Raw genomic sequence first — 21,181 nt, forward strand, 5'->3', positions numbered from 1 at the left:
CCACCCGTCCCTCGCTCGACGTCGACCGCCCGGCGTGCCCGGCCGCCCCTCGGCACGGAAAGAAGCCGCCCCTCGGCACGGAAAAAAGATCTTTCCCAAGCTTGCCTCGTTCGGTACGGTCGCGGAGTTGTCTTCGCTGCTGAGAGCCCATGAGCTGTGCCCGTGGCCCCGGCGGCCCGCCGACTGAGGGAAGGTTTCTTTATGGCATGTCGTATCGGTGAGCTTGTGCTCGGTTGCCGCGACCCCGAACTGTTGGCGCAGTTCTGGTGCGAGGTCCTGGGCTACGTCGTGGTCGGCCGCGAGGAGGGCTGCGTGGAGATCGGTACGCCGGAAGGGTTCGGCGGTCCGCAGCCCACGATCTTCTTCAGCGTCCGGGACGAGCCGGAGCCGGGGAAGTCCCGGCTGCACATCGACGTCAACCCCACCGACCGTGACCAGGACGCCGAGCTCGAACGCCTCCTGAAGCTCGGTGCCCGCCGGGCCGACATCGGCCAGACCGGGGACGAGCAGTGGCATGTCCTGGCCGACCCTGAGGGCAATGAGTTCTGCCTGCTCAAGGCCCGCATCAAGCCGCTCTGACGCTCGTCCGAGGCTCATCGGGTCACGCCGCGGCCTGCGGTGACTCCGGATCCGTCGGGGTAGAGCTCGAATGCGAGCCACCGGTCCGGCGGGGGCCCGTAGGGCTGTGCGGCGCCGTCTCCCCGTATGGCGCGAATACCAGCACCCCTACGTCCGCACCGACCGGCCCTGCGCGGGAGGTCAGGCTGCCCCCGCGCAGGAGGCCCGGTCGCCGGGCCCGTCACCACATTCGCCGTCCCCGCAACAGAGTCACCGGCCCCGGCTGCGGCATGGCTTCCCTTGCTCACCCGTGATCCAGGTGGTGCCCCTGCGCGAGTGCTGTCGCACGGGCCGTGGCGGACGGCTTCGACACGCGTCCCCGTACTCCAGGGCGAAGAACGACCAGTCCCCGTGGTCTTCGACCCTCACCGCACCGTCACCGTCCGCGCCCGGTCGCCACTGTTCGCTGAGACATCTCACGATGCCAAGTCGGCAAGCTGTTAAGGCCAGTTGGGAGGGAAGTGCGATGTGTCCGTCGAACAGGTCGCTGGTCTGCGGGCAGTGGTAGAGCTGCCGCAACCGGAACCGACGCCGATGCGGGCGAATCCGTGTCAGCGTTCCAGGACGAGGGCGAGGCCCTGGCCGACGCCGATGCAGAGGGTGGCGACACCAACTCCCGTTCCCTTGCGGGCGAGTTGGTGGGCGACGGTGCCGGCGAGGCGGGCGCCGGAGGCGCCGAGGGGGTGGCCGAGGGCGATCGCACCGCCCTGGGGGTTGAGGACCTGGGGGTCGAACTCGGGCCATTCGGCCACACACCCGAGGACCTGGGCGGCGAAGGCCTCGTTCAGTTCGAGCACGTCGAGATCGGCGAAGGTCTTGCCGGCTTTGGCCAGGGCGCGGGTGACGGCTTCGACGGGGGCGAGTCCGAAGTACTGGGGGTCGGTCGCGGAGACGCCGGTGGCTCGGATGCGGGCGAGGGGTTCGCGGCCGGTGGTCTTCAGTCCTTCCTCGTCGGTGAGGAGGAGGGCGGCGGCGCCGTCGTTGAGGGGGGAGGCGTTGCCCGCGGTGACGGTGCCGTTCTCGGTGCGGAAGGACGGCTTGAGCCTGGCCATGGCGGTGGGGGAGGTGTCGGGGCGGACGGATTCGTCGGCGGCGAAGATGACCGGGTCGCCCTTGCGCTGGGGGATCGGCACGGGGGTGATCTCGCGGTCGAACAGGCCCTCCTGCTGGGCCTTCGCGGCTTTGTGGTGGCTGGCGAGGGCGTATTCGTCCTGCTGCTCGCGGCTGATTTTGTGTTTGTCGGCGATGAGTTCGGCGGACTCGCCGAGCGGGATGGTCCACTGGGGGTCCATCCTCGGGTTGACCATGCGCCAGCCGAGGGTGGTGGAGTACAGCTGGGTGTGTCCGGCGGGGAAGGGCCGGTCGTTCTTGGGCAGGACGTAGGGGGCGCGGGTCATGGACTCCACGCCGCCGGCCAGGGCGATGTGGGCGTCGCCGACGGCGATGGCGCGGGCGGCCTGGATGACGGCTTCGAGGCCGGAGGCGCACAGCCGGTTGACGCTCACGCCCGGCACCGAGGTGGGCAGCCCGGCGAGCAGGGCGGCCATGCGGGCGACGTTGCGGTTCTCCTCGCCGGCGCCGTTGGCGTTGCCGAGGTAGACGTCCTCGATCCGGGCGGGGTCCAGGTCCGGGGTGCGGGCCAGGAGTTCACGAAGGGCATGCGCGGCCAGGTCGTCCGGACGCACGCTCGCCAGGGCGCCGTTGTAGCGGCCGATCGGGGTCCGTACGGCGTCGACGATGTACACGGTGTTCACTGCAGGTCCTCCGCGACGGTCAGCTTGGCGGCGGTCTTGGCGATGATCTCTCCGGCCGTGACGCCGGGCGCGGTCTCGATGAGCATCAGCCCGTCGTCGGTGACGTCGAGGACGCCGAGGTCGGTGATGATCCGGTTGACGCACGCCTTGCCGGTGAGCGGCAGCGCGCACTCCTGAAGGATCTTCGCCGAGCCGTCTTTCGCCACATGTGTCATCACCACGATGACGGTGCGGGCGCCGTGGACGAGGTCCATCGCCCCGCCGATCCCGGTGATCATTTTCCCTGGGATGGCCCAGTTCGCCAGGTCACCGCGCGCGGAGACCTGCATCGCGCCGAGCACGGCCACGTCGATGTGGCCGCCCCGGATCATCGAGAAGGACAGCGCCGAGTCGAAGAAGGAGGCGCCCGGCAGGACCGTCACGGTCTCCTTGCCGGCGTTGATGAGGTCCGGGTCGACCTGGTCCTCGGTGGGGTAGGGGCCGGTGCCCAGGATCCCGTTCTCGGACTCCAGGATCACCTCGACGCCGGCCGGGAGGTGGTTGGGGATCAGCGTCGGCAGCCCGATGCCGAGATTGACGTACTGCCCGTCCTGGAGTTCGCGTGCCGCACGGGCCGCCATCTCCTCACGACTCCAGGCCATCAGCCGCTCACCGTCCGCTTCTCGATCATCTTCGCGGCGGCCTGCTCGGGAGTGAGGGCCACCACCCGCTGTACGAAGATCCCCGGCAGATGCACCGCGTCCGGGTCGATCCCGCCGGGCTCGACCAGCTCCTCCACCTCGGCGATCGTCACCCTGCCCGCCATCGCCGCGAGGGGGTTGAAGTTCCGGGTGGACCTGCTGAAGACGAGGTTGCCATGCCGGTCGCCCTTCGCGGCCCTCACCAGCGCGAAGTCGGTGCGGATGCCGCGCTCCAGCACGTACTCGGTGCCGTCGAACTCGCGCACCTCCTTGGCGGGCGAGGCCAGCGCCACCCCGCCCGAGCCGTCATAGCGCCAGGGCAGCCCGCCGTCCGCGACCTGCGTGCCCACCCCGGCGGGGGTGTAGAAGGCGGGGATCCCCGCACCACCCGCACGCAACCGCTCCGCGAGCGTGCCCTGCGGGATCATCTCCACCTCCAGCTCCCCGGCCAGATACTGCCGCGCGAACTCCTTGTTCGCCCCGATGTAGGAGCCGGTCACCCGCGCGATCCGCCCGGCGGACAGCAGCACCGCGAGCCCGGACTCCATCGCCCCGCAGTTGTTCGAGACGACCGACAGCCCCGACACCCCCCGCTCGAACAGCGCCTGGACCAATACGTTCGGCACACCGCTCAACCCGAACCCGCCCACCGCCAACGACGCACCCTCCGGCACATCCGCCACCGCCTCCAAGGCCGTGGCGACCACTTTATCCATCCTTTTTCACTCTGCCTCTCGTCAATGTGGACCCATCAGACGCTGTTTCCGTGCAATGTCAAGAATTCGGCCGGGTTCTGTAATATTTCCGCGGGCGTCACGGAAATCGCGGGAGCGGATCCGCCGCAGACATGTCCGTCTCATTCGCATCTCACCTGACCGACACCTGCCCCCACGGTCCAGCGCCCTGGCATCCGCCGGTATCCCGCAGATGAGTGATATCGCCCGTGATCCCCAGGCCGCACTGTCGGTGAGCGTCGCGCGAACAAGGTATTCCCTCACCGATTCCCGTTATCACTCACGGATTCCGTTGACGCGCATCATCCGAGTGCCGACGCTTTCCCCATGAACGCAGGATCGGCAGGACCGAGGAAATTCTCATGAAGACATTCGTGCATCGGGGACAGATCACCAAGGTGGTCTTCGGCAGCGGTACACGCAGCCGTATTCCCGAAGAGGCCGATGCTCTCGGATGCCGTCGGGTGCTCATCCTGTGCACACCTGGTCAAGTGGCCCAGGCAGCGGAGATGCGCGACCTGCTGGGTGCGGCAGCCGTGGGAACGTTCGCCGAAGCTGCCCCGCACACCCCCGTCGAGGTCACGCACCAGGCGGTCACGTACGCCAGATCCGTGGCAGCGGACTCCGTGCTCGCCATCGGCGGCGGATCGACCATCGGCCTCGGCAAGGCGATCGCCGTGCGGACCGGTCTTCCGCAGCTGGCGCTGCCCACCACGTACGCCGGCTCGGAGATGACGCCGATCCTCGGAGAGACCGAAGGCCGCAGGAAGACGACCCGGCGGCTGCCGGAAGCGCTGCTCAGGACGGTGGTCTACGACGTCGACCTGACGCTCACGTTGCCGGCGGCGATATCGGTGGTCAGCGGCATCAACGCGATGGCGCACGCCGTGGAGGCCCTCTACGCACAGGACCGGGACCCGGTCGCCTTCCTGATGGCCGGTGAAGCGCTCGACTCCCTCACCCGATCCCTTCCGGTCATCGCGCGACGTCCGGACGACGGCGAGGCACGGGCGGATGCGCTGTACGGGGCGTGGCTGGCGGGCACGTGCCTCGGCACGGTGGGCATGGCCCTGCACCACAAGGTGTGCCACGTGCTGGGCGGCACATTCGGCCTTCCGCACGCCGAAACCCACACAGTCGTCCTGCCGCACGTGGTCGCCTACAACGGGCCGGCGGCCCCCGAAGCCATGGCACGCATCACGCAGGCGCTGTCGACGGACGACGCCGCGAGCGGTCTCTTCGACTTCGCCGGGAGGCTCGGTGCCCCCAGGGCACTGCGAGACCTCGGCATGCCCGAATCGGGGATCGAGCAGGCGGCCGAACTCATCGTGCGGGACGGCTACTGGAATCCGCGCCCAGTCGACCGGACAGCTGTCCGCGCTTTCCTGACACGCGCCTGGGCCGGGGAGACGCCGCGGACGCCACCGGGCAACGAACAACCCCAGACCGACTCCGTCATCGAACCCTCGACCACCACGGGAGCACGCCATGCGTGATCTGACCAGCGACACCATCACCGAGGCCGTGATCGCGACCATGCGGGACACCAAGGACTCCCGCCTCGCGGAGATCCTGGAATCACTGGTGCGGCACCTCCACTCCTTCGTCCGTGACGTCGAACCCACGGAGGAGGAGTGGGCCCGGGGAGTGGACTTCCTGACACGCACCGGGCAGATGTGCACACCGACGCGCCAGGAATTCATCCTGCTGTCCGACGTGTTGGGCATCACCATGCTGGTCGACGCCCTGGGCAACCGACGTCCCGCCGAAGCCACACAGAACAGCGTCCTGGGCCCCTTCTTCAGGGAAGACAGGCCGCAGCACGCCGACGCCGCCGACATCTCCGCAGGCCTGCCCGGCACCCCGCTGTTCTTCGAGGGACGGGTCGTCAACCGTGAGGGAGCGCCGGTGACCGGCGCCGCGGTGGATGTCTGGCACAGCGACTCCGAGGGCCATTACGACGTGGATGTGCCCGGCCAGGTCGACACGGCCATGCGCGCGCTGTTCCGGACCGACGAGAGAGGACACTTCAGCTTCCGTTCCATCCGCCCGTCCAGCTACCCGATACCCGCTGACGGCCCGGTCGGCGAACTCTTGAGCGCGACCAGCAGGTCGCCCATGCGTCCCGCCCATGTGCACCTGCTGATCAAGGCTCCGGGATTCCAGCGCGTGACCAGCATGCTGTTCCCTTCGGACGACCCGTACCTGGACACCGATCCGGTGTTCGGAGTCAAGGAGTCGCTGGTCGAGTCCTACGACACATACGCGGCCGACGCCGGGCCCTGCCGCGGGCTGACCGACGTGCCCTACACCCTGCTGCGCCACACCTTCGTCCTCGAACCCCTGCCCGCGGACTGAGAGCGAAGGAGCCCGGAGTGCCGCCGCCCGCGGACTTCCGACGCCTGGCCGACCGGCTGCGCCGATGAGCCGGCAGACCGTGACAACCCCCGGTACGGGACCGGACGCAACTTTGCCCCGAACTCGGCGAAGCGCGATCCGTCCACCACGCGCGCGATGACCTCGCGTACGTCATGGGGCAGCCGCCCGCCTTCCTGCCCCGCTCGAACGACATGCCCGCCAACCCACCCGGTGGCGCGGTGAGTTCACCCCGTGACCTGCCCGACAGGCCGACGCTCTTCCCGACTTTCACGGAGGTCCTCCGATGACCGAAACCCTTGACATGACAGTCGATTTCCGAGCCACGATGAGCCGGCTCGCCACGGGTGTCAGCGTGATCACCACGTGCTCCGGAAGCACACCCATCGGCATGACGGCGAGCGCCGTGTCCGCCCTCTCCCTCGACCCGCTCCAGCTGCTCGTGTGCATCGGCAACCACTTGTACACGCGGACCGCGATCGCGGCGTACGGCCGCTTCGCCGTCAATGTGCTCGGCGAGGACAGCGAGCACCTGGCGCGGAACTTCGCCGCTTCCAAAGCGGACAAGTTCGCGGGCGTCGAGACCTTCGACGACCACGGCGTGCCGGTGTTGAAGGACGCCATCGCGGCTGTCGTGTGCGACGTCGCCGAGGCGCTCCCCGGCGGCGATCACACCATCTTCGTGGGCGACGTCCGCCATTGGGCACACAAGGCGGACTGCCGACCGTTGGTCCACTTCGCGGGCGGCTTCGGCGCACTCCGGGCTCCGCACTAGTCCTGGAGGCGGCGGTTCGAAGGAAGCCGCCGCCAGGCCCGTGACCGGCCGCCACCGCCGCCGCCACCGCCCCCGATGTCCGGTTCCCCCGAGGTGAGCCATGGCCGTCGGGGGCTCCGCCCGTTCCGACGACTCCACGGAAAGTGCCATGACCAGCTCCGTTGCGACATTCAAGCTGCATCCTCCGGCCCAGCCCCCGCATCTGCTGACACGCCCGCGTCTACTGCGCCGGCTTGAGGCGGCGACCGAGCCCGTGGTGGTGCTCTCCGCGCCGGCCGGTGCCGGGAAAACGGTGCTCCTGACCGAGTGGTCGCAGGGCTTGGCGGCCCGCGGGGAGTGCGCCTGGCTCAGCCTGGACGCGTACGACAACGCCCCGGACCGGCTCTGGTCCTGCATCCTGCGAGCGGTGCACCACGCACGACCGAACCTGCCCGGCCGCCTCGACAGCGATGGGTGGACGGTGGACGCATGGCTCGAGGAGATCCTGCCGGGCCTTGTGACCGGACTGGGCGGGGAGGGACCGCTCACACTGATCCTCGACGGGCTGGAATCCATCACGGACGCCGACGCAGTGCGCAGCCTGGCGGACTTCCTGACCAGGCTTCCCCACGGTTTCCGCGTCGTTCTGTCGACCCGGCACGTTCCCGGAAGCCCCCTTCCGACCCTGCGCGCCCGGGGTCTGACCGCCGAACTCGACCAGCACGACCTGGCCTTCACCCCTGAGGAAGCACAGGCAGTGCTCACCGGTCTTCTCGGGTCCGCTCCGACCGCGGACGCTTCGAGCGCGCTGTACGAGGCCACCGAGGGATGGGCGGCGGGGCTGTGCATCATGGGGCGCGCCCTCGCCCGCTCGGCGAACGAGGCAGACACGGAAGGTAATCTGGCCCGCGGCAGGCAGGCGGTCACCGAGTATCTGGCCACCGAGGTGCTCTATCGGCTCACCACCGAACAGCGCCGGTTCCTGCTGCGTACCAGTGTGCTCGACGAGTTGAGCGCCGGGCCGTGCCAGGCCCTGGCCGGGGACCGGGCGGGCGTACTGCTGCGCGAGCTCGCACGGACCGTGCAACTGCTCGTGCCCGCCGCCGATCCGTCGGCGTACCGGCATCACCGGGCACTGGCTTCGCTGCTGTCCGACGTCCTTGAGTCCGAAGGGTCCGACACCGTCGTGTCCCTGCACCGGTCGGCGGGTCAGTGGTACTCCCGGCAGGGGGAGACGACCGCGGCCGTACGGCACTGGACGCTGGGCGGCGATGAGCCCGCGGCCGTCGCGTCGGTCCTCGACGGCTGGGAGAAGGCGATCTCGGCGGGTCGTGGTGCGCAGGTCTCGAACTGGCTGGATCTCTTGCCGCCCCGCACGGTCGCCGCCGACGCGAGGCTGTGCGTCGTGGCGGCGATGGCGGCTCTCTCAGGAGGCGCCCCGGAAACGGCCCGGCGCTGGCTGGATGTGGCCCAGCTCAGGCAGACGGGACTGGAGACGGTCGGCGAAGGCAGCACCGTGTCCGACGCCGCAGCCGTCGCTCAGGTCGTGGCCTGCTGTCTGAAGGGGGAGGTGTTGACCGCCGGCCGTCTCGGCGAAGCCGCCGTCGCCGGCACCCTGCCGCTGACTGCCTGGCGTGCCCTGGCCTGTACGGCCCGCGGTGCCGCGCTGCTCTGGACCTGCCGGTACGAGGAGGCGGAGGCGCTGCTCGGCGAGGCGACCCGTGATGCGCATGCCGCCGGGCACGGCCTGGCGCTCGTCCGCGCGCTGGGGTTGCGGGTGGTGTGTGCGCTCCTGGCCGGTCGGCACGAACTGGCGCGCATTCTCAGTGACGAGGCCCTCGAGGCAGTCGCGGCGGTCGGCCTGGGCCGGCACTTCGTCTCTGTGCCCGCCTACATCGGCCGGGCCGGCCTGCTCCTCGAAGAGGGACAGACCGAGGAGGCCGAACGGGTTCTGGCCGGCGCGGAAGCGGTGCTGGCGGGCTCGCCCCGGACGGAAAGCGAACCCCACGTGCGCGCCTTGTGCCACTTCACGCGGTCGCGGCTTGAGAGCGCGCGGCGCAACACGGACGCGGCGCGAAGGGCCCGCGAGGCGGCCGGGCGGGCGGCGGCCCGGTGCGAGTCGCCCGGGGTGCTGACGGACCTGCTCGCCCGAGCCGGCGGGGACACGGCGGTGGTATCGGCCGCCCCCCGCCCCCAGGACCTGTCGGTGGGGGAGCGGCGGGTGCTCCGGGCCCTGTGCGGTCCGCTGACGCTGCGTGAGATCGCTTCCGAGCTCTATGTGTCCCACAACACCGTCAAGACACAGGTACGGGCGATCTTCCGCAAACTCGACGCGCACGACAGGGGCGGAGCGGTCGCCAGGGCCCGGGAGTGCGGCGTGCTCTGACCCGGGCCCCGGCATCCTGCTAGGAGGCGTCCTGGCGGGATGCGTCCTGGCGTCGGGCGTAGTTCGCCTGAGCCTTGTACGCGGTCTCCTCCTCGTCGTTCACGCTCTCGATGCCGCAGACCTTGCGCGCGAGGTCCGCCATGCTGCCGCTCGGGGACATCTCGGCGCGCTTCATGGTGAGGCTGCGGATGGCCAGCAGGGGCGTGCCGTTGAAGTTCTCGAAGGTGCTGATGCGGTCGCCCCAGTCGGACAGGAACATGTCGCGGATCACTCGGCTGATCTTCAGCCGGTCGTAGGGCCTGCCCACCGGTCCGGTCTGCAGCGCCTCCAGCCACGGCCGCAGTTCGGGCTGCTGCCACTGCCCCTCGGTGGGGTAGATGAGCGCGGCACGACCGGACAGGTCGAGGAGCTCGTGGACCATGTCGGTGATGTGCTCGATGTAGTACGCCCGCCCGAAGTCGAACATCAGGACGTTCGGCTTGAAGATGCCGCCGGGAGTGAAGAACCCCTCGTCCTCCGAACCGACCGTATGCGCCTTGAGCGTCTGGTGGAAGCCGGCGAACCGGGCGACCCGGGCCTGGACCGGCGGCAGCTGGTACGTGCCGATGTGCTCGGTGATCAGCAGGGCCAGGCCGAGCATCAGCTCGGCCTTCACCATCGCACGCACCAACGAGTGGTAGTGCAGCCAGTCGAAGACACGCTGCGGGTACAGCGACGCGTGCTGGGGGTTACCGATGTGGAAGACACGGTTCCAGGGGATGAGCACGTCCTCGAACACGATGACACTGTCCAGCTCGTCACCCTGCGAGGCGAGCGGGTGCTCCACCTCCTCACCGTCGCGGACGTTGCTCTCCCGGCAGATGATGGTGACCCCGGGGGTGTCGGGCTTCACCGCCCCGTAGATGATCTGTTCCGAGACGATTCCGGGACGGTAGAAGACGCCGATGTGGATCCAGTCCCCGAAGGCCGCGCCGGTACTGATCGCCTTCACACCCCGCACGGTGATGCCCTCGTCCGAGGTGGCGACCACCCGCAGGGCAGGCGACTCGGCCTGTGCGGAATCGCGCGAGCGGTCCGCCTGCGGGTCGACGAACGCCGGCGTCGCGTTGAGGTCGCCGTCCCGCACCACGTTCCAGAAGTCGAGGATTCCCTCGGTGAGGTCCCTCCCGTCGGTCCCGACCGACTGGCTGCTCCAGGGCTCCGGGTCGTCGACGTAGGTCAGCAGGACGTAGTTGTTGACATCCGGTGTGCGCGGGATCGCCCCGCCGCCGAGTTCCCGCTGCACCGTCTCCAGGTAGTGCCGCTTACGCCGCAGGTCTTCCTTGGAGCGGTGCTGGAACCACGTCATGGACCGCCGGACGCCACCCTCGTCCACGAACGTCATGACGTCCTGGAGGTCCGGGCGGTGGTGCAGGTCGTAGAAGGCCGCGAGGCTCTGGGCGTACGCCCTGGTCTTCGGGTGCGTGGCCACGTTGTCGACGAGTTCGTCACCCACCCACACCTTGCGGCCGTCGTTCAGCGCTGCCAGGTATTCCTTGCCTGTACGCACGTCGTGCTCCTCTCCAGGGGCAAAGATCCGGATGGCACGGAGCATGCGTCGCGACGGGGTGACAGGACGGCGCACGGCCGGCAATCACCCGGGTGAAAGGGGCGATCACCGGGAAACCGGCGTTGAGGGCGGATACGGCTGTGAGCCATGCTTGCCCCATGAGCAGCACAGACCCCGCCGACGACCAGGCAGGCGGGCGTGGGAACCAGGCCATGACCGGCCTGCGCCTGCGGGGACGGGACCGTGAGATCACGGCTGTCCGTGAAGCCCTGGACACGGTACGTGGCGGACGGGGCGCCTGCGTCGTCGTGGAAGGCACGCCTGGCGTCGGCAAGAGCCGGCTGCTCGCGGAACTGGACGAGATGGCGCGGCGGTCCGGGTTCGACGTGGTGTCGGTACGGGCCGACGAGCTCGACCAGTACGCGGCAGGAGCCGCACTGCAGTCCGCCCTGCACTCCTCCGACGGTTCCAACCGAGCCGCCGCAGCCACCGACGACCAGCGGCTCTGGCTGCTGGACAGCATCACGGACGCTCTGGAGGACCGGGCTCAGCACGCCCCGGTGGCCGTCCTCGTGGATGACGCGCAATGGGCGGACCCGGCCACCCTCTTCGTCCTTCGCACCCTGCCTGGACGACTGGCCGCCTCACGGATCCTGTGGGTGCTGGCCGTACGGTCGGACACCGAGCGTCCGACCGTGGCCAGAGTGCGGGAGGACCTCGAACGCCTCGGAGCCCGGTGGCTCACCCTCGGCCCCCTGCCACAGCAGGAACTGCAGGACATCGCGGCCGACGTCCTCGGAGCGAGGCCGTCACCCGGCCTGGCCAGGCTCCTGCGAGCCGTCGCGGGCAATCCCTTCCTGGCGATTGAACTGGTGCGCGCGTTCGCCGACACGGATGCCGCCAAAATGGAGGCGGGCGAGGCGGGCCTCCTGCACGACGGCATCCCCGTCAGTTTCCGGCGGAGTATCGCCGCGCGCCTGGACCGGCTCCCGGACGATGCCGTACGCCTGCTCCAGATCGGATCCGTCCTCGGCCGCGAATTCGACCTCGGCACGGCCGCCCGCATGCTCGGCAGACAGGTCGGCAGCCTGCTGTCGGGCGTCGAGGCCGCCCTGCACGCCGGTCTGCTCTCGGCCGACGGCCCGCGACTCGCCTTCCGCCACGACCTCATCCGGCAGGCCGTCCACGAGAACCTCCCCCTGGCCGTACGGACCGCTCTGCACCGGGAAGCGGCCGACAGCCTGCGCGGCATCGGAGCACGATCGGCCGAGGTGGCCTGGCACGTCGTCATGTCGGGCGGCCCGGTCGACGACGATGCCGTGACCACGCTGACCACCGCCGTACGGGAACTGTCGTCGTCGGCCCCCGACGCGGCTGCGGACCTGGCCCAGCGGGTCGCCGGACTGCTGCCCCCACACGATGGGCGCCGTATCACCCTGCTGACCGACGCCGCCGAGTACCTCGGCCGGACCCGCCGCGTCCACGAGGCGCTCGACCTGGTCGACACCACCCTGCCGGAAGGCCTCGAGCCACTGCAGGAGGCATACCTGCGCCTGGTGGCCGCCGAGATCCACCAGGCCGCCGGCGACGACGCCGCCGCGATGACACATCTCCAGCAGGCACTGGACCTTCCCGCGCTGCCGCCCGACTTGCGCGTGCGGCTGCTGAAGACCAAGGCGACGGGCCACGTGTACCTCGGAGACATCACCGCTGCCGAGCAGACCGGCCCCTGGCTGGTCGAGGCCTCCTATCGCAGCCATGACCCGGCCGTCGTCGTCAGCGCCATGGTGTTCCAGTCGCAGACGTCCTTCTACCGCGGGCGCCTGGCCCGCGCCCTCGAACTCGCCGAGGAAGCCACCCGGCGCGCCGGCACCCAGTCCGCCGCGCTCTACCTGCGGCCCCCGCGCATCCCGGCGCTGTGGCTGGCCACCGTGCTGACCGCCACCGACCGGCTCGCGGACACCGAGCGGGTCCTGCGGGAGGGACAGCGCGAAGCGGAAGCGCTGGGCCTGGGCTGGTCACTACCCCACTGGCATGCCGCCCGTGCCTGCGCACTCCTCGAACAGGGAGCGCTGGACGACGCGGCCGTGGAAGCCGAGGCCAGCCTGATGGTGGCGGGCGAACTCGAGATCACTCTGCCGAACCCGCAGGCCCGCTCCGTACTGGCATTGGTGGAGATCAGACGCGGTGACCTCGCCAAGGCCAAAGACCACCTCCGCGCCGCCGAAACCGGTTCCGGCACGAACACGACGCAGCGCTACGGCCCTTGGGTGTCTCTCGCGCGCGCCGGCCTGGCAGACGCGGAGGGCGAAGACGGCGAAGCGGCGGCGGCACTCACGGCAAGCTTCCAAAGCCGTGAGCCGACGCGGCTGCTCGCCGTACCTCCGTCCCACTGGCCCGGGATCGTGCGCATCGCGCTCCGCGACAAGGACCGGTCGCTCGCGCAGGCCGTGTCCGGCGCACTGCGCAGCCTGACCGCGCAGGACGAGAGCCGGCAGATCATCGGGGCAGTCCGCACCCACGTGGACGGCCTGCTCCACCGCGACCCCCGCGCACTGGCGTCCGCCATCACCGGCTACCGGAGCACCGGCAGGCCGCTGGCCCTGGCAGCGGCCTGCGAGGACCTCGGCGAGCTCATGGCGGCATCGGCCGACACGACGCCGGCGATCCCGTACTTCGAAGAAGCCGGCCGGCTGGCATCGGCCTCGGGAGCCGGGCGCGACCAAGAACGGATCAGGCGGCGCCTGCGCCGGCTCGGCGTGCGCACCGGCCCCGTGCGCAACCACACGGCCGGCCCCCAGGGGCTGGGGAGCCTGACCGAATCCGAGCGGAAACTGATCCCGCTCGTCGTCGAGGGACTCACCAACCGGGCCATCGCCGACCGGCTCTACGTGTCCGTGCACACCGTCAACACGCATATGAAGCACATCTTCACCAAGCTCGGCATCAACTCGCGGGTCGAGCTGACCCGGCTGGCGATCGAGCGGGCCATCAGCGCCGACGGGGCCGACTGAGCGGCGCACCGACCGCAGAACACGGCGGCCAGGATCCCTTGAATGGGTGACGCCTGCCTCCGGCACCACCGTGATGCTGGACGCAACGGCGTGGCCCTTGGCACGGCACCGCCATTCATCAGGAGGTGACCGCCTCATGAACACGATGCGCGCAGTACGCGCTCACCGACGCGAAGGCCCCGAACAACTCGCCCAAGACCACCGGTTCGAAGTGGCCGAGGTGGACGTCGTACGCGACACGGCGGGCGGGGACACGCACACCCGGCCCTGGGGCCCTCTGCACCCCGGCGGCGCCCTTGCCGGTACCGCCGCGCCGCCCGAGAGGGAGCACCCGCGTGGCAAGGCCGTCATCCATGTCGCGGACGGATAGCCAACGGCGGCCCAGGGCGGCCGGGCCCGGTGCGCGTACAGGCCCGCAGCGCGGATACCGCGGCCAGCTCCGGGCCGTCGTGACCGCCAGCGCGGCCCCGCACGGGTACACCCTGGCGCTGTGGACCGCCACCGCGGTGACGTCGTCCGATCGCGGCGCCCCGGGGGCAGCCGACGTCCTGGCGCTCCTCGCCGGCGCGACGCTCGCCTTCGTCGCGTTGGCCGCTGTCGCACACGGCGGTGCCCCCATGATGCCGGAGCGGTCCGCCCCGGCCGGCACGCGGATCTGGGCGGCCTTCCACCTGCCCATGGCGGCTTGCGCCGCGCTGGCCAGCCTGTTGCTGACCCGGTGCTGTTCAGGGCCCCTCCTTTGGGGGCTCGTCGGGACGGCCACGACCGCCGTGTACCTGCTGGGTGTCAGCGCCCAGTTCCTCTGCTTCGCAGTTCGCCATCACCGAGAAACCACAGACACTCAACCGTAAGAGGTTCACCATGTCCCTCGCCCTCGATCCCGCCGCCCAGGACCTCCTGTTCCGGGAGGCACGGACCGCCAACACCTTCACCGACGATCCGGTGACGGACGACCAGATCGAGGCCATCTACGAACAATGAGTTCCACGAGGAACTGCCCAGCCAGTTCCCGCACTTCCCACAGGCCAAGAGTCTCTTCGCCGAGCGTGCGGTGCGCGAGCGGTCCGCGAAGCTCAACGCGCTCCTGCAGGTCGGCTACTTCATCATCGGCGTCCGCGCGGCCGGCCTGGCCGCAGGACCGATGACCGGCTTCGACGCCGAGGGCATCGACAAGGAGTTCTTCAGCGACGGTGAGCACTCGGTTCTCGTCGTCGTCAACATCGGCAGGCCGGGCGAGAACGCGTGGTTCACGCGCTCCCCACGTCTGGCGTACGCGCAAGTGGTCACCACTGTCTGACCGAGGGGCAACGGCCGGCCGGGGGCGCACCTGCGGCCGCAGACGCGTTTGTGGGTGGAGCCGGCGTCGATGAACGCCTGCGCGCCGGAGCCGGGCAGCGGCGGGGTGTGCGCGCCCAGGAATCCGCGGAGCGCGACGTGGAGTCGGAGGGTGCGGCCGTGGGGCAACGCATGCAGGAAGGTGCCCGGGGCGGACGGGGCAGCGATCCCGCCGAACGCGACCGGCATCGCGCCGTGCCGCGGCACCTCCGGGTCGTCGATGCTGTCCGCGCCCACGGCCAGGTCGGCCACGATGCTGGTGGCCTTGGCATCGGCCGCCGAACGCTTGATCGCAGTGGCCAGGTGGGGCATGCCGGACGCAACGAAGCTCCGTTGTGGATGGGTGACCGTAGCAAGTCGCCGTCCACCACCGGAGCTTCGATGTGCCGTCAGTCTGCCACCACCGTCTGTCCGATCAAGTCGCCGTGGTTCGACGGCGCGTGGCCGTGCTGCTGATCGCCTGTGCGGCGGTAGTGGCCGGCGCGATGTCGTTCACGGCGATCGGCAATGGGCCGCCGAGGCACCCCAGTGGACCCTCGCGATCCTCGGGGCGCGCAGGGTCACCGCGTTCGCGGTGCGCATCGCGCCTTCGACTGCGGCCATCCGCCGGGTGCTGGGCCAGGCGTGCCCGGGCAGGCCGGCCGACCTCCTCGGAGCCGATCCGGCCGGGGCCGCCACCCTCGCCGTGGACGGCAAGAGCGCGCGGCTGGCGCACTGCCGGCACTCCGGCCGCTCATCTGCTGTCCTACGGCGACGTACTACGACCGCACCCGCGGCCACGGCCGCCTGGAGACACGCGTCGTGACCGTGCTGTGCCTGACGATCCTCACGACCTTGGCGGCACGGGGACCGCACAGTGCGCACTACTGGCAAGCGCACCCGAGAGACCATCGGTTGTTCGCAGAATCGGCTGCACTTCATCCGCGACGTCGCCCACCGCGAGGACGCCTCAACCATCCGCACGTGTACGGGAGATGTCCTTCCGGCCCTTCGACCGGCCGCTGAAGCTCCTCGGACTCAGCTGACCAGCACCTACACAAGATCAAACGCTTAGCAATCACCCAGCCCGTACACCGCACGAGGATGGTATTAACTACCACTCATGAGCGACATCGAGCGCACGGCGAGCCGTACGGCGGTCCTGGTGTGTCAGGGGCGGGCGGCAGCGGACGGCAGGCTTGCGGCGGGCCGGTTCGCAGACGCGGTGGCGGTGCGGCTGCTGCGGCCCCCGGAGAGGGCCCCTGTGGACGAGGTGCGCGCAGGTACTCCCTCCACGGGCTGGAAGGCGCGTGCGACGTACGAGGGTGTGCGGGCCTGTGCGGAGGTCGTTGTGCCGCGTACGGTCGCGATCGACGACGCGTTGCGCAGTCACGGGACTCCCCAGCTGGTGGTGCTCGGCGCCGGGTTGGACTCGCGTGCGTGGCGGCTGCCGGAGCTCGCGGACACGGACGTGTGGGAGGTCGATCACCCGGCCTCCCAGCAGGACAAACAGGAACGCCTGGCTGAGGCGGGCACACCGCCCGTCGTGGCACGTTCCGTACGCTTCGCGCCCGTCGACTTTGCGACCGACGACCTGGGCAGCGCACTTGAGGCCACCGGTCACGACGCGTCCGTCCCTACGACCTGGCTGTGGGAGGGGGTCGTCCCGTACCTGACACACGACGAGGTGCGCGCCACGGTACGTGCGGTCGCCGACCGTTCGGCGCCGGGGAGCGCGCTGGTCCTCAACTACCAGGGCCCGTCGGTAAAGGCCTCCGCAGGCCGGCTGATCGCGCGTGTCCTGAACAGCTCTGTCACGGCGAGCGAGCCGTGGCGGTCCCTGTGGAAGCCGCAGAAGATGGCGGCCCTGCTCGCCGAATACGGGCTGCGAGTCGTCTCCGACGAAGACCTGCTGGCCATCGCGAATCGCCTGGAGTCCAGCATGCGGGGCCGTACGTCGCTGCGCTCCGGCCGCGTCGCCGTCGCCCGACGGGCCTGATTCCAGACCGGATTGCAGCCCCCGAAATCCGACGTTCAGGCTGCCGCACCGCTGCATGCGTATGTCACGTGCCCAGAGGACATCGCCACACCGCCGTGATCTGTACGCCTATACAGGCGATGCGGGGGCCTTCGCCAGCGCCGGACCCTGAGGAGTGAGGGGGTGTGCAGCTGCAGGGTCACCGCGAGCGGTCCCGCGGCCCCTGCAGCCGCACCAAACGAACGTAGAGGGAGCGCATGTCCGTGAAGCACTCTGGGGCATATATGTCCGACGGTCGCTGCGGCCCGCATGAGGCCTCGGCATCAACTTGAAGTCGAGCATGTGGGCGAAGGCGAACCCGACGATGGAGGCGCCGGACGGCGGGCAGGTCAGCGGTTGTTCCTGTTCGAGTTGCAGTCCCAATAGCCCTGGTGCCAGTGGTGGTAACGGTCGTACCAGCCGCTGTGCCACGAGCAGCCCGTAACCGAGACGGTCGTCGTGGCGGGGGTGGCTGCTGCGGCCGTGCCCGCCACCCCGATTGCGGTGCCGCCTGCCAGCAGGAAGCCGGCCGCGACGCAGGCGAAGGCCCGCTTGGCGCGATGTGCTCGCATGGCTCTGCTCTTTCTTCCACGTTCTCGCGCTGTCCCAGCACGAAAGGGATGGCCGCGGCCTCACGTCGAAGCGTGGGGTCCGGCGCCGGCTGGATGGTGCCGCTCGAAGACCGATGCGGCGCTGTCGTCGAGGTCGCCGCGTGAAAGCGAGGGACGCACGTCTCCCGGCTGCAGGCCCACCCTTGCGGAAGCGCGTCGCGGGACGTGTCCTGAATCGCGACCTCACCTCATTCGACGGTAGCGGCCTATGCGCTGACAGGCACCTCGAGCCCACAGCGCGCGATTCCCCCCACGGCCCCTGGGACTGGTTGGGCACCGGCTGCGGTGAGTGCGGCGGACGGCGTCACCCCGCGTATGGCGGCGGCGCTCGTCGTGGCCGTGCACCGGGTGTTGTTCCGGCCGGTCCAGGGCCTCACCCCCGGTGGGCGGGCCAGGCCCGAGACCGCGGAAATCGTGGCAGACGAGACGAGACGAGTCGATGCGTGCCTTCGATGTGCTGGAAACCTGGCCTCGCGGACTGGGCGGTGAGGCCGGGCGGTTGCTCCCGTGAGCGAGCGGAGCGGGATGAAGAGGGCAGGCGATCGGTTGTGATCCGTCGGGTTACGGGTCTGTCCCAACGGGCGGCGGCTGCGAACAGGCGCGCGACGGTGGCGGGAACCGCCGTCCCGGCTGGCCGGCGGCGCGTCCCGGCGAGGTCTGCCCGGTGATGGCGCGCGTTGTGCCTGGCTGTGCGTGTAACAGGGATGTCTTATGAGGTGACTGTATGGAACGGCCCACCGGGCCGGGCCGGTCCTGTTGGTCGTAAACGCTCGCTCGTACCGACCCGTATCGAGCGGCCGACACTGCCAACCGATCCTGAGGAAGAAACGATGCGCGTTCACAAGCTCACCTTCGCCGCCCTGGCCGTCGCCGCCGGTCTCTCGCTCACGGCCTGCCAGAACGACAACACCGGCACGGGACAGAGCGACCCGTCATCTCCGTCCACCGTGTCGTCCGGGACCACCCCGTCGTCCTCGGGCGGCGGTTCGGACTCGGGCAGTTCGGACCAGGGCGGCGCGAAGAACTCCGCCGGGACGAGCTCCACAACGAACTCTGGCGGGACCGGTACGGCTGCCGGGACCGGCTCCAACGCGAACGCCAAGGTCAGCAAGTGCCGCACCGACGAGTTGGAGATCACGGCGAAGGACAACACCATCGACGGCGACCCCGATGGCACGGTCGTGGTCACCCTGACGAACCACAGCGGCCGGGACTGCACGATCTCCGGGTATGCGGGCGTCGACCTGAAGACCAGCGCGGGATCGCTGTCCGCGAAGCGCACCGGCCAGCAGGCCGGCTCGGCCATCCTCAAGAACGGGAAGTCGACGTACTTCCCCGTCAACTACCCGTTCAACAAGTCGGGCGGCTCCGGCGTTCGCATCACTGGGCTGGTGGTGACCCCGCCGGACGAGACGAAGTCGGTCACCCTCAACTGGCCGGGCGCCGCCACGCTGCCCGTCACGGACGGCTCCGGCTCCCCGGAGAAGGTCGGCCCGGTCGGAAGCGCTGGTCAGGGCGGCTGACCCGCACGCCTGACGACCTCGTGCACGGTTGGCCGTGGCACGTCGAAGTCTGTTCTTCTTGAACTGGCGGTGGAGTGGTGTCACCACCCGTCCGTCTGGCTGCGCGCCCAGGCCCTGGTAGTCGGCGTCTGCGAGGATCTCCACGAACGGACCGCCGGCCAGGAGTTGGACCAGTCCCAAGCTCTCGGGCCTGAGTGATGTCGGCGCAACTGCCCGGCCGGACCGGGCTGCAGAACAGCACTCGCTCCGCGGCGTCCGTGAGGACTATGGGTTTCACGGCATCCTGCTTGGTCTTCGCTCTGTCGGTGTCCGGCCCACTCGTTCATCCAGCACGGGCGAGGTTGTGCAGGCGGGGTGATGCCGCTCATGGCGTGTGAACGCCGTCGCCCCTGCGGCGGGCGGCAGTTGCGGAGGACCTTCCTGGACTTCATGGGCGGGCGAAGGCGTGCTCGACTCGGGCGCGGACTCGTTCGTGCAACTCGTTGTGTTCCTGCTTCCAGATGGAGAGTTCTTCGCCTTTGCGGCGCAGGCCGCGCGGGTGGGGACCAAGGTGCCGTCCACAATGAGCACGGTGTCCCTACCGAACCGTCCGCGGGGCCGGAGCGCGAGAAGAGAGCCGAGGCGGCCGATGATGCGGTCGGCTGCGAACTTCGAGACGCCGAACAGCGGGGACAGCCGGCGCAGCGTCAAGTTCGTGCGCCAGTACGCCGTGACCAAGCAGCAGCCGGTCTTCCGGCGACAGGCTCCACGGTCGGCGCCGGCGCACCGCGTCTGCTCCGTCGCGCCGCGGAGTGGTCACCAACTTGCCGCCAACAGCGCGGACTCAGCCCGGTGTGCGGGGCTGTCCAGGACGGCTCCGACGCCGTGATCACACCCACCACGCCGGGATCATCACATCAGACCAGGCCGACGCCGAGACGATCGCTGCAGCTACGCTTCCACGGCACAGCCGATGCTCCGCAAGACCGGGGGAAATCGTGAACCGACCGCTGCTGTTCCTCGACGTGGACGGGCCTCTCAACCCCTATGCGGCCCAGCCGGAGAGGCGCCCCGACGGCTACACCACACTCAGAGTGCCCCCGGACAGCGGAACTTCAGACGAACACAGAGGCCTCTCGGCCCGGCGGCGCCCCCTGCGGGTCTGGCTCAACCCAGAGCACGGGCGATCCCTGCTCCAGCTTGGCTACGAGCTGTGCTGGGCCACCACATGGATGGACGCCGCCAACCGGTGGATCGCTCCGGTGCTCGGCCTTCCCGAACTCCCCTTCGTGGACTTCGGCGACGCATTGCTCCAGGACCGCCCTGACGGGGTCCACTGGAAGACCGGTCCCCTGGTGGACTACGCCAACGGCCGTCCCTTCGCCTGGGTGGACGACGAACAGAGCGATCTGGACCAGGCATACGTGACCGCCCACCACCACGGACCTGGGCTTCTGCACCACGTCAACCCACGAATCGGTCTGCGCGAGGACGACTTCCGCACACTCGCCGACTTCGCCCGCTCCCTGGACACGCCACGAGCCACCGGCTGAGCACGTCGCCAGTCCTTCAGACGGCTTTGCGCTCGTAGTGCCCGGGCTCAGGCTCGGGGACGGATGCGGCCGGATCGCTGTGGAACAGGGGTGGCCCTGCTGGTGGGCAGCGCCAGGATGATCAGTCGTACGCACGTGCCAACAAGACTGCCTGCTCGGCTGATTCGTTCCGAAATCCAACACTCGTGTGGTGGCTGACGCTGCCCGACCTGGTCAACGGCCTCGCGCAGGCACCCCGCCGGGTGTGCCGTCTCCAGAGTCCAGCGTGCTCCGCCCAGCCGGACGGCTTCTTACGCCGGCGCTCCGCACGCGCGTGCAC

At 69.8% G+C, this 21,181-nt stretch carries 16 protein-coding genes and 2 pseudogenes; 12 read left to right on the plus strand and 6 right to left on the minus strand.

Annotation, left to right across the window (positions count from 1 at the left end; all coding sequences use genetic code 11):
* Nucleotides 1–201 precede the first annotated feature (201 nt).
* The gene (locus tag FNV62_RS45320) at nt 202–579 is read left to right on the plus strand and encodes a VOC family protein (RefSeq protein ID WP_054228059.1); all 378 of its coding nucleotides are present in this window, start codon (nt 202–204) and stop codon (nt 577–579) included.
* A gap of 590 nt (nt 580–1,169) precedes the next feature.
* Here the strand turns inward: FNV62_RS45320 and FNV62_RS45325 are convergent.
* The 3 genes from FNV62_RS45325 to FNV62_RS45335 are packed head-to-tail and all read right to left on the minus strand — an operon-like array spanning nt 1,170 to nt 3,768.
* Nucleotides 1,170–2,372, minus strand: a complete 1,203-nt coding sequence (locus FNV62_RS45325) for a thiolase family protein (protein WP_144316192.1) — start codon at nt 2,370–2,372, stop codon at nt 1,170–1,172.
* The gene (locus FNV62_RS45330; RefSeq protein WP_144316193.1) at nt 2,369–3,013 is read right to left on the minus strand and encodes a CoA transferase subunit B; all 645 of its coding nucleotides are present in this window, start codon (nt 3,011–3,013) and stop codon (nt 2,369–2,371) included. Before FNV62_RS45330 ends, FNV62_RS45325 begins: the two co-directional genes overlap by 4 nt.
* Nucleotides 3,013–3,768 carry a CoA transferase subunit A gene (locus FNV62_RS45335; RefSeq protein ID WP_144316194.1) on the minus strand — a complete coding sequence of 252 codons (756 nt, stop codon included), beginning with the start codon at nt 3,766–3,768 and terminating at the stop codon, nt 3,013–3,015. Before FNV62_RS45335 ends, FNV62_RS45330 begins: the two co-directional genes overlap by 1 nt.
* Nucleotides 3,769–4,148: 380 nt before the next feature.
* On the opposite strand from FNV62_RS45335, the gene FNV62_RS45340 reads away from it, so the two are divergent.
* From FNV62_RS45340 to FNV62_RS45355, 4 genes are all read left to right on the plus strand, one after another.
* The gene (locus FNV62_RS45340; RefSeq protein ID WP_143656461.1) at nt 4,149–5,282 is read left to right on the plus strand and encodes a maleylacetate reductase; all 1,134 of its coding nucleotides are present in this window, start codon (nt 4,149–4,151) and stop codon (nt 5,280–5,282) included.
* Nucleotides 5,275–6,144: a dioxygenase gene (locus FNV62_RS45345; protein ID WP_143610211.1), complete on the plus strand. Its 870-nt coding sequence runs from the start codon at nt 5,275–5,277 to the stop codon at nt 6,142–6,144. The genes FNV62_RS45340 and FNV62_RS45345 overlap by 8 nt, the downstream gene beginning before the upstream one ends.
* A 304-nt stretch (nt 6,145–6,448) precedes the next feature.
* Nucleotides 6,449–6,937, plus strand: a complete 489-nt coding sequence (locus tag FNV62_RS45350) for a flavin reductase family protein (RefSeq protein WP_225900617.1) — start codon at nt 6,449–6,451, stop codon at nt 6,935–6,937.
* Between the two features lie 148 nt (nt 6,938–7,085).
* Nucleotides 7,086–9,302, plus strand: coding sequence for a helix-turn-helix transcriptional regulator (locus tag FNV62_RS45355; protein WP_144316195.1), 2,217 nt, complete (start codon nt 7,086–7,088; stop codon nt 9,300–9,302).
* 19 nt (nt 9,303–9,321) lie between these two features.
* Here the strand turns inward: FNV62_RS45355 and FNV62_RS45360 are convergent, their stop codons facing one another.
* Complete coding sequence (locus FNV62_RS45360; RefSeq protein ID WP_225900618.1) at nt 9,322–10,851, minus strand: 4-hydroxyphenylacetate 3-hydroxylase family protein; 1,530 nt, start codon at nt 10,849–10,851, stop codon at nt 9,322–9,324.
* 158 nt (nt 10,852–11,009) lie between these two features.
* Here FNV62_RS45360 and FNV62_RS45365 point away from each other — a divergent pair, with 158 nt between their 5' ends.
* The 5 genes and pseudogenes from FNV62_RS45365 to FNV62_RS45385 all read left to right on the plus strand — a co-directional run bounded on the left by FNV62_RS45365 (nt 11,010) and on the right by FNV62_RS45385 (nt 17,178).
* Entirely contained in the window at nt 11,010–13,865 is a 2,856-nt protein-coding gene (locus FNV62_RS45365; RefSeq protein ID WP_144316197.1) for a helix-turn-helix transcriptional regulator, read from the plus strand.
* Nucleotides 13,866–14,001: 136 nt separating this feature from the next.
* Nucleotides 14,002–14,235, plus strand: a complete 234-nt coding sequence (locus FNV62_RS45370) for a hypothetical protein (protein WP_144316198.1) — start codon at nt 14,002–14,004, stop codon at nt 14,233–14,235.
* A 79-nt stretch (nt 14,236–14,314) separates the two neighbouring features.
* A complete protein-coding gene (locus tag FNV62_RS45375; protein WP_164657674.1) occupies nt 14,315–14,716 on the plus strand; it encodes a hypothetical protein in 402 nt (133 codons plus the stop codon).
* Nucleotides 14,649–15,162 (plus strand): annotated as a pseudogene (locus FNV62_RS45380) (nitroreductase family protein). Before FNV62_RS45375 ends, FNV62_RS45380 begins: the two are co-directional and overlap by 68 nt.
* Nucleotides 15,163–16,302: 1,140 nt before the next feature.
* Entirely contained in the window at nt 16,303–17,178 is an 876-nt protein-coding gene (locus FNV62_RS45385; RefSeq protein ID WP_144316200.1) for a class I SAM-dependent methyltransferase, read from the plus strand.
* Nucleotides 17,179–17,546: 368 nt separating this feature from the next.
* Here the strand turns inward: FNV62_RS45385 and FNV62_RS45390 are convergent, their stop codons facing one another.
* Nucleotides 17,547–17,768: a hypothetical protein gene (locus tag FNV62_RS45390; protein WP_143610217.1), complete on the minus strand. Its 222-nt coding sequence runs from the start codon at nt 17,766–17,768 to the stop codon at nt 17,547–17,549.
* Between the two features lie 869 nt (nt 17,769–18,637).
* Between FNV62_RS45390 and FNV62_RS45395 the strand changes: the two genes are divergently transcribed.
* On the plus strand, nt 18,638–19,330 hold the full coding sequence (locus FNV62_RS45395; RefSeq protein WP_144316201.1) for a DUF4232 domain-containing protein: 693 nt from the start codon (nt 18,638–18,640) through the stop codon (nt 19,328–19,330).
* 322 nt (nt 19,331–19,652) lie between these two features.
* Here the strand turns inward: FNV62_RS45395 and FNV62_RS45400 are convergent.
* Nucleotides 19,653–20,211 (minus strand): annotated as a pseudogene (locus FNV62_RS45400) (transposase family protein).
* Between the two features lie 96 nt (nt 20,212–20,307).
* Here FNV62_RS45400 and FNV62_RS45405 point away from each other — a divergent pair.
* Nucleotides 20,308–20,862, plus strand: coding sequence for a hypothetical protein (locus FNV62_RS45405; RefSeq protein ID WP_144316202.1), 555 nt, complete (start codon nt 20,308–20,310; stop codon nt 20,860–20,862).
* Nucleotides 20,863–21,181: the final 319 nt, after the last annotated feature.

The organism is Streptomyces sp. RLB3-17 (assembly GCF_007113425.2).
Classification (GTDB): domain Bacteria; phylum Actinomycetota; class Actinomycetes; order Streptomycetales; family Streptomycetaceae; genus Streptomyces; species Streptomyces mirabilis_D.

Bases quoted from the DNA above. Each gene is read 5' to 3' on its own strand.
- FNV62_RS45320 (WP_054228059.1), top strand. From the start codon at position 202: ATGGCATGTCGTATCGGTGAGCTTGTGCTCGGTTGCCGCGACCCCGAA.
- FNV62_RS45330 (WP_144316193.1), bottom strand. From the start codon at position 3,013: ATGGCCTGGAGTCGTGAGGAGATGGCGGCCCGTGCGGCACGCGAACTC.
- FNV62_RS45335 (WP_144316194.1), bottom strand. From the start codon at position 3,768: ATGGATAAAGTGGTCGCCACGGCCTTGGAGGCGGTGGCGGATGTGCCG.
- FNV62_RS45340 (WP_143656461.1), top strand. From the start codon at position 4,149: ATGAAGACATTCGTGCATCGGGGACAGATCACCAAGGTGGTCTTCGGC.
- FNV62_RS45345 (WP_143610211.1), top strand. From the start codon at position 5,275: ATGCGTGATCTGACCAGCGACACCATCACCGAGGCCGTGATCGCGACC.
- FNV62_RS45350 (WP_225900617.1), top strand. From the start codon at position 6,449: ATGACCGAAACCCTTGACATGACAGTCGATTTCCGAGCCACGATGAGC.
- FNV62_RS45355 (WP_144316195.1), top strand. From the start codon at position 7,086: ATGACCAGCTCCGTTGCGACATTCAAGCTGCATCCTCCGGCCCAGCCC.
- FNV62_RS45365 (WP_144316197.1), top strand. From the start codon at position 11,010: ATGAGCAGCACAGACCCCGCCGACGACCAGGCAGGCGGGCGTGGGAAC.
- FNV62_RS45370 (WP_144316198.1), top strand. From the start codon at position 14,002: ATGAACACGATGCGCGCAGTACGCGCTCACCGACGCGAAGGCCCCGAA.
- FNV62_RS45385 (WP_144316200.1), top strand. From the start codon at position 16,303: ATGAGCGACATCGAGCGCACGGCGAGCCGTACGGCGGTCCTGGTGTGT.
- FNV62_RS45390 (WP_143610217.1), bottom strand. From the start codon at position 17,768: ATGCGAGCACATCGCGCCAAGCGGGCCTTCGCCTGCGTCGCGGCCGGC.
- FNV62_RS45395 (WP_144316201.1), top strand. From the start codon at position 18,638: ATGCGCGTTCACAAGCTCACCTTCGCCGCCCTGGCCGTCGCCGCCGGT.